The following is a 12,851-nucleotide window of genomic DNA, read 5'->3' on the forward strand; positions in this document are numbered from 1 at the left end:
AAACCCGCACCGGCGGGGCTAGTCTCGGGGAATGCGTTCCGCTCAGCAGATCCTCGCCGACTCCGCCGTGATCGCCGTCGTGGGCGCCTCCCGTGATCCGGGCAAGGCCGCGCACCGCGTACCGCTGGAGATGCAGCGGCACGGGTGGCGGATCATCCCGGTCAACCCGACTGTGGACGAGCTGTTCGGCGAGAAGGCGTACCCGACGCTCGCCGACATCCCGCACCCGGTCGACCTGGTCGACGTGTTCCGCCCGGCCCGCGACGCGGTCGACGTGGTGCGGCAGGCGGTGGCGATCGGCGCCCCGGCGGTGTGGTTGCAGCTCGGGATCTTCTCGGACGAGGCGCGCCGGATCGCCGAGGAGGCCGGCCTCGACTACGTCGAGGACAAGTGCCTCATCGTCGAGCGGGCCGCCGCCGGCCTGACCCGTCGCGACTGACGGCTCCGGGCGGGGGTTCGGGCCCGAAGATCAGGTCGAGCTGGGCGTCGAGCGCGGCCAACGCGGTCTCCGGGGGGTAGTGACCGCCGAGCACGTAGATGCCGAGACCCTCCATCACCGCGAGCAGCCCGACCGCGGCCCGTTCCGGGTCCACCCGGCCGTCCGCGACGAACGGTGAGCCGGTGGCGATCTGCCCGGCCACGAAGGCCAGCAGCGCGGCCGTCTCGTCGTGCAGCGCGGCGGCCACGGCCGGCCGGACGGCGGTGTACGCGAGGAACGCCAGGGCCACCCGCCCGTCCGCCCGCCGGTCCTCGTCCAGCGGCAGCAGCTCGGCCAGCATGGCCCGCAGCAGCGCCCGGGGCGCCGGAGTCGCGCCGAGCGGCTCGACCGCCTTCCGGACCCGGGCCTCGTTGCGCTCGCGCACCACGGCGAGCGCGAAGACCATCATCTCGTCCCGGGTGCGGAAGTAGTGCTGCACCATCCCGGTGCTGACCTCGGCGGCGGCGGCCACGTGGCGCAGGCTGACCGCCTCCAGGCCCTGTTCGGCAGCGACCCGCATCAGCGCGTCGGCGATCAGCGCGCGACGCTCCCGGTGGTCGACCCGCTTCGGCATGCCCCCATGGTTTCACAATACGACTGCATTGACACCCCGCCGACACGCGTTTTACATTGCAGTTGTATTGAAAAAGAGGGGGTGCGGTCATGGGACGGGCGATCCGGCTGGCGCGGCGTGCGGTGGCGTACGAGTGGGGCATGTGGCGCAGCCTCACCCGGTGGATCCTGCGCCGCCCGTATCCGGTCGCCCCGGGCGCGGGGACGTACGCCTACGTCGGCGGCGTGCAGCCGATCCTGCTGGCCTTCATCGCCCTGTCCACGATCGAGATCCCGATCCTCGACGTGATCCTGCGGCACACGGTCGACCAGCCGACAGTGCGGCACGCGGCGATCGCGCTCGGCGTCTGGGGTGTGCTGTGGATGATCGGGCTGCTGGCCGCCCTCCGGATCCATCCGCACGTCGTCGACGACGCCGGCCTGCGGGTGCGCAACGGCACCTCGGTCGACGTCACGATCCCGTGGAGCGCGGTCGCCCGGGTGGCGGTCCGCCGCCGGTCGCTGCCGTCCAGCCGGGCCGTCCAGTACGACGCGGACGACCCGGCGGTGCTCAACCTCGGCGTCGGCAGCCAGACGGCGGTCGACGTGGTGCTGCGCGAGCCGCTGTCGGTACGGCTGCCGAAGGGGCCGAGCGAGCCGGTACGGGAGATCCGGCTGTACGCTGACGACCCGACGGCGCTGGCCGAGCACGCGCGGCGGCACCTGCCCGCCGCCGAGCAGGCAGCGCGCCGGCCCGAGCGGTGAGCCGGGCCCCTACTGCTTGTACTGCTTGAGCAGACCGCGCGAGATGATCGTCTTCTGGATCTCCGAGGTGCCCTCGCCGATCAGCAGGAACGGCGCCTCGCGCATCAGGCGCTCGATCTCGTACTCCTTGGAGTAGCCGTAGCCGCCGTGGATCCGGAACGCCTCCTGGACCACCTCGGCGCAGTACTCGGACGCGAGCAGCTTCGCCATGCCCGCCTCGACGTCGTTGCGCTGGCCGGCGTCCTTGAGCCGGGCCGCGTTGACCATGAGCGCGTGCGCGGCCTCGATCTTCGTACCCATCTCGGCGAGCTTGAACGCGACGGCCTGGTGCCTGGCGAGCGGCTGGCCGAAGGTGTGGCGCTGCTGGGCGTACGCGACCGCCAGCTCGAACGCCCGGATCGAGATGCCGCAGGCGCGGGCCGCGACGTTGACGCGGCCGACCTCGATGCCGTCCATCATCTGGTAGAAGCCGCGGCCGACCTTCTCCTCGCCGCCGAGCACGGCGGAGGCGGGCACCGTGACGCCGTCGAGCACCATCTCGGTGGTCTCGACGCCCTTGTAGCCCATCTTGTCGATCTTGCCGGGGATGGTGAGGCCGGGCGCGGTCTCGCCGAAGCCGGGCTCCTTCTCCAGCAGGAAGGTGCTCATGTTGCCGTAGACCGAGTCGGCCCCGGTGTCGGTCTTGACCAGGGTGGCCACCACCGACGAGTACGCCCCGTTGGTCAGCCACATCTTCTGGCCGTTGAGGACGTAGTTGTCGCCGTCGCGGACGGCCTTCGACTTGATCGCCGAGACGTCCGAGCCGCACTCGGGCTCCGACATCGAGAACGCGCCCCGCACCTCGCCGGTGGCCATCCGGGGCAGCAGCCGGGCCTTCTGGTCGGCCGAGCCGTGCTGCGAGATCAGGTACGCCACGATGAAGTGGGTGTTGACGATGCCGGAGATCGACATCCAGCCCCGGGACAGCTCCTCGACCACGAGCGCGTAGGTCAGCAGGGACTCGCCCAGGCCGCCGTACTCCTCGTCGATGGTGAGGCCGAACAGCCCCATCTCGCGCATCCCGTCGAGGATGTCGCTCGGGTACTCGTCGGCGTGCTCCAGCCGCTGCGCGTGCGGGATGATCTCCTTGTCGGCGAACTCCCGGACGGTTTCCAGGATCGACCGCTGCACGTCGGTCAGTCCGGGTGTCTGGGCGAGTCGGGCCATCTCAGCCTCCGGGGTCGGCGCCTTACTCATGGGTAACTGAACGCTCGGTCAGTATCGGTCCCGCGACCGGCCGCGCCAAGGTGACCAGTCCACACAACCGCTGTGAAAAGGTTCACCGCTGCGGGTAGCGTCCGCAAGAGAAAGGGCCGTCGACCTGGGGAAAGGGGCGCCCGTGACCGACGAGCAGCCACCGTCGCCGTACGAGCCGCCGTCGCACGGCCAGCCGTACGGGCAGCCGCAGTACGGCCAGCAGCACCCGCAGTGGGGCCAGCAACCGCCGTACGCACCGCAGCCGCCCTACGGCCAGTACGGCCCGCCCGGCCAGGGGCCGGGACCAGGCCCCCGTGGCACGAACGTGCTCGCCATCCTGTCGCTCGTCTTCGCGTTCGTCTTCGCGCCCGCCGGCATCGTCTGCGGCCACCTGGCCAAGCGGCAGATCCGGCAGACCGGCGAGGACGGCGACCAGCTCGCCAACTGGGGACTGATCCTCAGCTACATCTTCACCGCGATCGGCCTGCTGGTCTGCTGCGGCTGGATCGGGCTGGCGATCTGGGCCAACTCCGACAACGGCACCTACTGACAGTCAGCGGAACTGCGCCTCCCGGACGCTGTTGCCGCCGTCGACCACGAGCATCTGCCCGGTGATGTACGACGCGGCCGGTGAGCAGAGGAACGCGATGGCCGCGGCCACCTCGTCCGGCGTGCCGGGACGCCCGACCGGCGTACCCAGGCCCTGCTTGATCTCGGCCATGGTGGACGCCGCGGTGTGGATGATTCCGGGCGCCACCGCGTTCACCGTCACCCCGTCGGCGATCATCTCCATCGCCAGCGCCCGGGTCAGCCCGACCACACCGGCCTTGGCCGCCGCGTAGGCCGCCTCGGTGGGCAGCGCGTTGACCGGCCCGGCGGTGGCGGCCAGGTTGACGATCCGGCCCCAGCCCCGCTCGGCCATGCCGCCGATGAACGCACGGCTGCACAGGAATGCGGTGGTCAGGTTGCGGTCGATCTCGCCGCGCCACTCGTCGTACGTCAGCTGGGCCACCGGCCGCAGCACCTCCGGGCTGGCCCGGCTCGCCAGGCCCGCGTTGTTCACCAGCACCTCGACGTCGCCGAGCTGCTCGGCCACCGCGTCGGCGAGCGCGCCCACCTCCGACTCGTCGGTGAGGTCGGCGACGAAACCGGTGACGCCCAGCTCGCCCGCGCGTTCGTGGATGCGCCTCGTGGTGGACACGATCGCCACCCGGGCGCCCAGGTCGGACAGCCGGCGCGCGGTCGCGTACCCGATGCCGTCCGGACTGCCCGCGCCGGTCACCAGCGCGACCCGGCCGTCCAGGCGCATGGTGGCCGGTTCCGGCAGCGGCGCCGGCCGTTCGGAGTCGGCGGCGCCGACCGGCTCGCCGGCGCGCGGGCGCCGCACCGACCCCGGCCGGCTCATGTCCCGTCGCGACCGACCCCCACGCGCGTCAAGTGCCATGCCGAGGATCCTGCCCCGTGCCGACCCCACGGGCAACGCGGTGGCCGGAAAGGGGACGTCCGTGTCGCGCGCAAGGTGGCTACCCTGAGCGCGACCACGTACCTGGAGATGATCAGATGACCTATCCCCCACCGTCCGGTGGCTGGCAGGACCCCTCGGCGGCCGGGCCGCAGTCGAGCCCACCGGCCGACCCGATGCTGCCGATGGCCGGCAATCCCATCCCGGCCCAGCCCACCTCGGCGGACCCGTACGCGTCCGCCGACCCGTACGCCGGCATGAAGTCCGCCGACCCGTACGCGGCGGCCGGTTACCCGCCGGGCGCCTATCCGCAGCCGGGCGCGTACCCGCCCCCGGGTGGTTATCCCGGATACGGGTACCCCTCCGGACCGAAGCAGAACGGCCTGGCCATCGCCGCGATGGTCATTTCGATCGTCGGCGCGCTCGGCCTCTGCGGTTACGGCCTCGGCGGCTACATCGGCGTGGTGGGCGCGATCCTCGGCCACGTGTCCCGTAAGCAGATCAGGGAACGCGGCGAGGGCGGCGAGGGCTTCGCCACCGCAGGCATCATCGTCGGCTGGATCGCCACCGTGCTGGCCGTGCTGGCCACCGCCGCCATCGTGATCTTCATTGTCTGGGCGGCCAACCAGGACTCGTCCGGCTACGACAGCACGACCTACTGAACTCGGCGGGCCGCCCCGCGAACTCGGGGCGGCCCGGGCCGGTCACTCCGAGGGCGGGGTGAACGAGGAGGTACGGGACATGCCGGCGGCGCGGCCCTTCGCGGCGATCACCAGCGCCATCTTGCGGGACGCTTCGTCGATCATCTCGTCGCCGAGCATCACCGCGCCGAGCTTCCCGCCCGCCTCCGAGGTGTAGTAGTCGTACGCGTCGAGGATCAGCTCGGCGTGGTCGTAGTCGGCCTGCGCCGGGGAGTAGACCTCGTTCGCGGCGTCGATCTGGCCGGGGTGCAGCACCCACTTGCCGTCGAAGCCCAGCGCCGCCGAGCGCTTCGCCACCTCGCGGAACGCGTCCACGTCCCGGATCTGCAGGAACGGGCCGTCGATGGCCTGCTTGTCGTGCATCCGCGCGGCCATCAGGATGCGCATGAGGATGTAGTGGTACGGGTCGCCCGGGTAGTCCGGGATCAGCGCGCCGACCACCAGCGACTTCATGTTGATCGAGGCCATGAAGTCGGCCGGGCCGAAGATGATCGTCTCGACCCGGGGCGAGGCGCCGGCGATGGCGTCCACGTTCACCAGCCCGGCCGCGTTCTCGATCTGCGCCTCGATGCCGATCCGGCCCACCTCCAGGCCGAGCGTCTTCTCGATCTGGGTGAGCAGCAGGTCCAGCCAGTGCACCTGCTCGGCGTTCTGCACCTTCGGCAGCATGATGCAGTCCAGGTTCGCCCCGGCGCCCTCTACCACCTCGATGACGTCCCGGTAGGTCCACGGCGTGGTCAGGTCGTTGACCCGGACCACGCGGGTCTTGCCCGCCCAGTCGCCCTCGTTCAGCGCGGCCACGATGTTCTTGCGCGCGTCCGGCTTGGCCAGCGGGGCGACCGCGTCCTCCAGGTCCAGGAAGACCTGGTCGGCGGGGAGGCCCTGGGCCTTGCCGAGCATTTTGACGCTGGAGCCGGGTACCGCCAGGCAGGATCGGCGGGGACGACCGACAGCGGTCATGGATGCGCTCCTTCCAGCGTCCGGCGCGAGTGCCGGCGCAGCGGTGGATTTCGAGAACTTAACGATCCCAAAGGGCGTGGTGACGCCACGGTAACCTCGTGCCGTGACCGGGGTGAATGGACCTGTGGAAGATCTCACTGAGCGTCGGATCGTGGTGCTGACCGGGGCCAGCTCCGGCATCGGGCTGGCCGCCGCGGAGGAACTGGCGCGCCGCGGTGACCAGGTGGTGCTGGTCGGCCGCGACCCGGCCCGGCTGCGCGCCGCGGGCGAACGGGTCCGCGAGTGCTGCGGCGAGCAGCCGGAGCTGTTCCGCGCCGACTTCGCGGTGCTCGACGACGTACGCGGGCTCGCCGAGCGGTTGCGCGAGCGGTACGACCGGATCGACGTGCTCGCCAACAACGCCGGCGCGATCGTGCTGGAACCGATCACCACGGTCGACGGGTTCGAGCTGAGCATGCAGGCCAACCACCTCGCCCCGTTCCTGCTCAGCAACCTGCTGCGGGACCGGATCGGGCGGATGGTGGTCACCGGATCGGACGCGCACCGCAGCGGTGTGCTGGACCCGGACGACCTCAACTCCGCGTTGCGCTCCTACCGGCCGTTCCGCGCGTACGGCACCAGCAAGCAGGCGAACATCCTGTTCACCGCCGAGGCGGCGCGACGCTGGCCGGAGGTGCCGGCGCACGTGTTCCACCCCGGCGTGGTGCGTACCCGCTTCGGCAACGAGAGCCGGATCGTGGCGCTCGGCATGCGGCTGCTGCCGTTCCGCAGCCCGGAGAAGGGCGCGGAGACGCTCGTCTGGCTCGCCTGCCAGGATCCGGCCCGGCTGATCGACGGCGGCTACTACGCCGACCGCAAGCCGCACCGGCCCCGGCCCAAGGCCGCCGACCCGGCGCTGGCCGCCCGGCTCTGGACGGCCAGCGCGAAGGCGCTCGGGCTGGACGCCTGACGGAACCGAGAGGAACACATGACCACGGAGCAAGCGGTCCTGCTGGTCGCGCTCGTCGACCTGAGCGCCGACGTGAACGCCGGGCGGCGGTACGAGGACGCGGTGCTGGCGCTGCTCGACCGGCACGGCGGCGAGTTGGAACGGCGGCTGCGCACCGGGGACGGGGAGACCGAGGTGCACGTCATCCGGTTCGCCGCCCGCGCCGGGCTCGACGCGTTCCTGGTCGACCCGGAGCGCGTCGCGCTGCGCGCCGAGCTGGGCGACGCGGCCCCCGCCACCCGGGTGCTGGAGGTCCACGACGTCTGAGGTCACGACACGTGCACCGGGACGCTCGTGACCACCACGCCGGGCAGCGCGCGCAACGCGACCCGTAGCCGCTGCTCGGCGCGGCTGTGCAGCAGCCGGTACCGCCGCCGGCGCAGCACCACCTCCGGCACGATCACGGTGAGCGTCAGGTCCGGGCTCGCGGCGTGCAACGCCTCCAGGTAGTGCGCCAGCGGCCCGATCACCGACCGGTACGGCGACACGATCGTCTCCAGCCGCAGGTGGTCGCCCCAGGCCCGCCACTGTTCCCGGAACCGGTCTGCCTCGGCCTCCTCGGGAGCGAGGTGCACCGCGAGCGTCGGCCGCCCGAGTGACGTCGCGTACGCCAGCGCGCGCAGCGAGGCCCGGTTCAGCCGGGCCACCGGCACGACCACCAGGTGGCGTACCTGCTGGGGCAGTTCGTCGCCCTCGGCGGGCGGCGCGGACGGCGGCGGATGCAGAGCCAGCGCGTGGTGCAGCCGGGCGTAGTGCCTGTGGATCCGGCGGAACAGCAGCACGAGCAGCGGCACGGCGAGCACCACCACCCAGGCGCCCTCGGTGAACTTGGCGACCGCCGCGGTCAGCAGCACCAGCCCGGACAGCGCCGCCCCGGCCGCGTTGACGGCGAGCCGGCGGCGCCATCCCGGCCCCCGGTGGCGCCGCCAGTGCACCACCATCCCGGTCTGGGACAGCGTGAAGGCGAGGAACACGCCCACCGCGTACAGCGGGATCAGCCGCTCGGTGTGCCCGCCGAACGCGACGAACACCGCCGCTGCGGTCAGCGCCAGCGCCACCAGCCCGTTGCTGAACGCCAGCCGGTCACCCATGTGCAGGAACCGGCGCGGCGCGTGCCCGTCGCGGGCCATGAAGAACAGCAGCCGGGGGAAGTCGTTGAACGCCGTGTTCGCGGCGAGCAGCAGGATCAGCGCGGTGGTGGCCTGGAGGATCGCGTACCCGGGCCCGCTCGGGAACGTCACCCGGCCGAGTTGGGACAGCAGCGTCTCGTCCGCCCGGGGCACCAGGCCGTCGAGGTGGATCAGCCCGACCAGGCCGGCGAACAGCGTGACGAGCATGGCGACCATCCAGCCGAGCGTGGTGCGGGCGTTGCGCCACTCGGTCGGGCGGAACGCGGGCACCGCGTTGGAGACCGCCTCGATGCCGGTCATCGACACCGCGCCGGAGGAGAACGCCCGCAGCACCAGCAGCAGGCCCAGGCCCTCGGCGGCGGGCACCGACGGCGGCGGCACCGGTGCGAAACCCCGCGCCGCGGCCTTCGCGTAACCCACAGCCAGCACCGCGAGCAGCACCACCACGAACGCGTACGTGGGCAGCACGAAGATGTTCCCCGCGGTGCGTACGCCGCGCAGGTTGCCGGCGAGCAGCACCGCGATCACCAGCACCCCGAGCGGCACCGCCCACGAGCTGAGCCCGGGTAGCGCCGAGGTGACCGCGTGCACCCCGGCCGCCACCGACACGGACACGGTCAGCACGTAGTCGAGCATCAGCCCGGCCGCGGCGGCGAGTCCCGGCGTGCGCCCGAGGTTGTCCCCCGCGACGATGTAGGAGCCGGCGCCGTGCGGATAGGCCGGGATGGTCTGGCGGTAGGAGAGGCCGACGGCGACCATCAGCACCACGAGCACGGCGGCGAGCGGCAGGGCCAGCCCGAGCGCGGCGCTCCCGGCCAGCACCAGCACGGCGAGCATCGCCTCCGGCCCGTACGCCACGGAGCTGAGCAGGTCCGACGAGAGCACCGGCAGCGCGACGAGTTTGCGCATCCGCTCGTAAAGCACCGACGCGCTGGACAGCGGCGGCCCGAGCAGGGCCCGGCGGACCCGGGCGGCGGTCCGGCCGGCCCGGTCACCGGGCAGGTCGGCCGCACCGGTGGCGACCAGTTCGTCCGGCTGCGCCACCGTGAACATGTCGATCGGCGCCAGCCGGCCGAACCGGGTGGGCGCCGGGTGCCGGTCGTGCCGCCCGAGCGTCGGGTCGACCGGCAGGTCGTCGGCGCGGCGCGGGCCGCGCCAGCGCTCACCGATCCGGCCGAGCGCCGCCCGTTCCTCGTCGCCGAGCGGCGGGAACTCGGCCGAGGGCGTGACGACGGTGCCCGCCTCCGCCGCGTCGTCCCGGTCCGCCCCCACCCTGAGCACTTTCGTGCAAACCGGACGGCCCGGTGGCCGGAACGGCGCGACTTCGCCCCGACCGGCTCAGTCGCCGAGCGGCGTCGGGTCGGCGGGGGCCGCGACCGGCGCGACGCGACGGCCGGCGCGCGCCGCCGAGCACCACCACCGCAACGCCGGCCAGCAGCAGCGCCAGGCCCGGCAGGGCCAGCGGCCGGGGCAACTGCCCCAGCCACACCCAGCCGATCAGCGCCGCGCCGGGCGCCTCCAGCAGGATCAGCACGCTGACTGTGGTCGCGGAGACCCGGTGCAGGGCGTAGTTGAACATCGAGTGGCCGAGCAGCTGGGCGCCCGCCACCAGGCCGAGGATCGCCAGCCAGGTCGGGCCGTCGAAGCCGTGCAGGCGTACGCCGCCGACCAGGCACACCACGAGCAGGATCGCCGCGCAGACGCCGTAGCAGACGGTGGTGTAGGTGGTGGTGCTGATGCTGGCCCGGGCCCGCTCGCCGAACGCGGTGTAGACGGCCGCGAACAGTCCGCCGACCACCGCGAGCAGGTCGCCGGCGAACGCCCGGCCGGAGACGCCGAAGTCGGCGCCGGTGGCGAGCACCGCGCCGAGCACCGCCACCGCGATTCCGGCCCACACCGCCGTCGGCAGCCGCCGCCCCTGCCCGCGGGCGATCAGCCCCTGCCACACCGGCTGCGTCGCCCCGAGCGCGGTCGCGGCCGCCACCGAGGTGAGCTGCGCGCTCGGCATCCAGGTGGCGAAGTGGGCGGCGAGGGCGACCCCGGAGAGTACGCAGTAGAGCCCCTCGCGCCGGCCCGGCCCGACTGTCAGCGCCCGGAGTTCGGCGCGCCTCCTGGTCAACGCGACAGGGCCCAGGACCGCCACCGACAACGCGGTACGCCAGAACGCCACTGCCAGCGCCGACGCGGCGGCGAACGCCACGAGCGGCGCCGAGGACGAGACCGAGGCGACGGCCAGGGCGAGCGCGCCCACCGTCAGCGCGTCGAGCGGCGGGCGATGCGGAACGGTCGGCACGAACGGTAATCCTCACACGGACACCCGACCGACACGGAAAGTCAGCACTCCGTTACGATCATGCGCGTCCCGGCGATCCCCCCTCGACGTCCGGAGGCGTTCCCTCATGCCCGGATTCCAGGCGGTGCTGTTCGACTTCTTCGGCACCCTGACCCATGGCGTGCGGCGCGGAGCCGCCCACCGCGCCACCGCCGACATGCTCGGCTGCTCCACCGAGGCCCTGGTGGAGGTGCTGGACAGCAGCTTCTACGAACGGGCCAGCGGCTCCTTCGGGAACGCCGAGTCGACGATGCGCTGGGTGTGCGCCCGGCTCGGCGTCCACCCGTCCGACGCGACCGTGCGCGCCGCCGTCGCCACCCGGCACCGGGCAGTACGCGCGGACACCCGGCTACGCGCCGAGGCGGTGCCGGTGCTGGCCGCGTTGCGCCACCGGGGCGTCCGTACCGGGCTGGTCAGCGACTGCACGCACGAACTACCGGCGTTCCTGCCGCAGCTCGCCGTCGCGCCGCTGCTCGACGCCCAGGTCTTCTCGGTACGCCTCGGACGCTGCAAGCCGGACCCGGCGCTCTACCTGGCCGCGTGTTACCGGCTCGGCCAGGCCCCGGCCGACTGCCTCTACGTCGGGGACGGCGACAGCCAGGAACTGACCGGCGCGGAGCGGGCGGGGCTGAGCGCCGCCCGGTTGGCGGCACCGGATCTTGCCGACCACGTGGTCCTCAACGCCGACCACGGTTTCGACGGGCCGTCGCTGACCTCACTGAGGGGCGTGCTCGACCTGCTCGACCCGGTCCCCGTCGCCTGACCCGGCCCGCCGACGGTTCGCACGGTCAGCGGCGGCGGACGCGGTGCAGGCGGAACGGCTTGCGGACGGCCCGTACCACAGGGGTCGGTCGGGGCTGCTCGCTCAGCGAGCCGGCCGGCAGGTCGGCGCCGGACACCGCGGTGCCGGCGGGCGCGAGCCGGTTCAGCGCGCACCCCTGTGCCGCCCACCGCTCCACCAACTCGGCGGCGGAGCCGGAAGCGTTGAGCCGCTTCGCCGCGACCAGCGGCGCGACGGTGTCCCACTCCTCGGTGCCCGGTTGCAGCCGGGTCACCCGCGCCGGCCAGCTGACGATCCGCCCGCCGTGGTCGCCGCGCAGCGTCACGTCGGCCGTGTCGCTGTCGGCCAGCCCGGGTGCGGCCTGCTCGCCGGGACCGGTGACCACCAGCAGGGTGCCCTCCAGCGGCAGGCACCACAGCGCGTACGCCGGGCCGCCGGCGGTGCTCACCCAGCAGACCGCGGCCTTCTTCACCGCCTCGTCCATGAGCGGCGGCGTCACCCGCTCGTCCACCTCGTCACTCACCCCGCCATCCTGCCCCATCCACCGCCCACCCCACCCCGGAGAGAGCCACGGGCGGGGCGGTCAGCCGATGAACGGGGGGACGGTGATCTCGCCTCGGGCCACCGGCATGACCTGGCCGGAGACGGTGGCGCCCACCGCCAGCCCGCCGGACGCGGTCACCGTGCAGGCGAGCGTCGACGGACGGTTGATCTCGATGCCCTGCCGGACGGTGTACTCCGCGCGGCCCTCGCCGGGCAGCAGGCCGCTGGCGACCAGCCACACGCCCAGTCCCAGGGCGGCCGAGCCGGTCGCCGGGTCCTCCGGTACGCCGAGCCCCGGCACGAAGACCCGGGCGTGTGCGGTTTGCGAACCGGGCTCCCAGGAGAAGAGGCTGACGTGCTCCACTCCGTACCGCTGCGCCGCCGTCGTGTTCAACCGTGCCCGGGCCACCGCGTCCGGGCGTACCGGAAGATAGGGGAATTCGAGGCCGCACCCGGCGACCCGCGGTGGCGGGCCGACGTGGTCGGGGCCGGTGAGGCCGACCATCTCCAGCAGCGGCTCCGGGTCGAGTTCCGGGCCGAGCGTGGGCGTGCCGCCGGTGAGCGTCGCGCCGGTGGCTGTCACCTCGATCGGCAGGACGCCGGCGCCGCACTCCTGGGTGACCCGGCCCGCGCCGAAGACGCCACGCCGGCTCGCGGTCACCGCGGCGCCGACGCTCGGGTGCCCGGCGAAGGGCAGCTCGTCGGCCGGGGTGAAGATCCGGGCCCGGTAGGTGGCGCCCACCTGCGTCGGCGGCAGCACGAAGACCGTCTCGGACAGGTTGAACTCCAGCGCGAGCGCCTGCATCTGCTCGGTGGCCAGCCCTTCCGCGCCGAACACCACGGCCAGCGGGTTGCCGGCGAACGGGCGGTCGGTGAAGACGTCCACGATCTCGTAGCCCAAGGTCGACATGTTGTTAGAGAGT

14 protein-coding genes and 1 pseudogene are annotated in these 12,851 nt (G+C 73.0%); 7 read left to right on the forward strand and 8 right to left on the reverse strand.

Annotated elements, in window-relative coordinates:
- Positions 1-31: 31 nt before the first annotated feature.
- A complete protein-coding gene (locus FHX31_RS26740; protein WP_013473902.1) occupies positions 32-439 on the forward strand; it encodes a CoA-binding protein in 408 nt (135 codons plus the stop codon).
- Here FHX31_RS26740 and FHX31_RS26745 read toward each other — a convergent pair.
- Positions 396-1,052 carry a TetR/AcrR family transcriptional regulator gene (locus FHX31_RS26745; RefSeq protein ID WP_013473901.1) on the reverse strand — a complete coding sequence of 219 codons (657 nt, stop codon included), beginning with the start codon at positions 1,050-1,052 and terminating at the stop codon, positions 396-398. The two genes, FHX31_RS26740 and FHX31_RS26745, sit on opposite strands and share 44 nt — an antisense overlap.
- Before the next feature lie 89 nt (positions 1,053-1,141).
- On the opposite strand from FHX31_RS26745, the gene FHX31_RS26750 reads away from it, so the two are divergent.
- On the forward strand, positions 1,142-1,795 hold the full coding sequence (locus FHX31_RS26750) for a PH domain-containing protein (RefSeq protein ID WP_013283886.1): 654 nt from the start codon (positions 1,142-1,144) through the stop codon (positions 1,793-1,795).
- Between the two features lie 9 nt (positions 1,796-1,804).
- Here the strand turns inward: FHX31_RS26750 and FHX31_RS26755 are convergent, their stop codons facing one another.
- Complete coding sequence (locus tag FHX31_RS26755; protein ID WP_013283885.1) at positions 1,805-3,001, reverse strand: acyl-CoA dehydrogenase family protein; 1,197 nt, start codon at positions 2,999-3,001, stop codon at positions 1,805-1,807.
- A 172-nt stretch (positions 3,002-3,173) separates the two neighbouring features.
- On the opposite strand from FHX31_RS26755, the gene FHX31_RS26760 reads away from it, so the two are divergent.
- Entirely contained in the window at positions 3,174-3,581 is a 408-nt protein-coding gene (locus tag FHX31_RS26760; RefSeq protein ID WP_013283884.1) for a DUF4190 domain-containing protein, read from the forward strand.
- 3 nt (positions 3,582-3,584) lie between these two features.
- Here the strand turns inward: FHX31_RS26760 and FHX31_RS26765 are convergent, their stop codons facing one another.
- Positions 3,585-4,475 carry an SDR family NAD(P)-dependent oxidoreductase gene (locus FHX31_RS26765; RefSeq protein WP_184977396.1) on the reverse strand — a complete coding sequence of 297 codons (891 nt, stop codon included), beginning with the start codon at positions 4,473-4,475 and terminating at the stop codon, positions 3,585-3,587.
- Between the two features lie 116 nt (positions 4,476-4,591).
- On the opposite strand from FHX31_RS26765, the gene FHX31_RS26770 reads away from it, so the two are divergent.
- Positions 4,592-5,155: a DUF4190 domain-containing protein gene (locus FHX31_RS26770; RefSeq protein WP_184977397.1), complete on the forward strand. Its 564-nt coding sequence runs from the start codon at positions 4,592-4,594 to the stop codon at positions 5,153-5,155.
- A 42-nt stretch (positions 5,156-5,197) separates the two neighbouring features.
- On the opposite strand, the gene FHX31_RS26775 is transcribed toward FHX31_RS26770, so the two are convergent.
- On the reverse strand, positions 5,198-6,154 hold the full coding sequence (locus FHX31_RS26775; protein ID WP_013283881.1) for an HpcH/HpaI aldolase/citrate lyase family protein: 957 nt from the start codon (positions 6,152-6,154) through the stop codon (positions 5,198-5,200).
- 124 nt (positions 6,155-6,278) lie between these two features.
- On the opposite strand from FHX31_RS26775, the gene FHX31_RS26780 reads away from it, so the two are divergent.
- Entirely contained in the window at positions 6,279-7,103 is an 825-nt protein-coding gene (locus tag FHX31_RS26780) for an SDR family NAD(P)-dependent oxidoreductase (RefSeq protein ID WP_162881502.1), read from the forward strand.
- 18 nt (positions 7,104-7,121) lie between these two features.
- Positions 7,122-7,409: a hypothetical protein gene (locus FHX31_RS26785; RefSeq protein WP_184977398.1), complete on the forward strand. Its 288-nt coding sequence runs from the start codon at positions 7,122-7,124 to the stop codon at positions 7,407-7,409.
- A gap of 2 nt (positions 7,410-7,411) precedes the next feature.
- On the opposite strand, the gene FHX31_RS26790 is transcribed toward FHX31_RS26785, so the two are convergent.
- Entirely contained in the window at positions 7,412-9,544 is a 2,133-nt protein-coding gene (locus FHX31_RS26790) for an APC family permease (RefSeq protein ID WP_236619361.1), read from the reverse strand.
- 124 nt (positions 9,545-9,668) lie between these two features.
- Positions 9,669-10,565 (reverse strand): annotated as a pseudogene (locus FHX31_RS26795) (DMT family transporter); the annotation flags it as partial.
- A 106-nt stretch (positions 10,566-10,671) separates the two neighbouring features.
- Here FHX31_RS26795 and FHX31_RS26800 point away from each other — a divergent pair.
- A complete protein-coding gene (locus FHX31_RS26800) occupies positions 10,672-11,367 on the forward strand; it encodes an HAD family hydrolase (protein ID WP_030273651.1) in 696 nt (231 codons plus the stop codon).
- Between the two features lie 25 nt (positions 11,368-11,392).
- Here FHX31_RS26800 and FHX31_RS26805 read toward each other — a convergent pair whose 3' ends face one another.
- Both FHX31_RS26805 and FHX31_RS26810 read right to left on the reverse strand, forming a co-directional pair.
- A complete protein-coding gene (locus FHX31_RS26805) occupies positions 11,393-11,926 on the reverse strand; it encodes a hypothetical protein (RefSeq protein ID WP_184977399.1) in 534 nt (177 codons plus the stop codon).
- 42 nt (positions 11,927-11,968) lie between these two features.
- Complete coding sequence (locus FHX31_RS26810; RefSeq protein WP_013473895.1) at positions 11,969-12,838, reverse strand: PhzF family phenazine biosynthesis protein; 870 nt, start codon at positions 12,836-12,838, stop codon at positions 11,969-11,971.
- Between the last annotated feature and the right edge of the window lie 13 nt (positions 12,839-12,851).

The sequence above is a fragment of the Micromonospora sp. CNZ286 genome, from assembly GCF_014207755.1.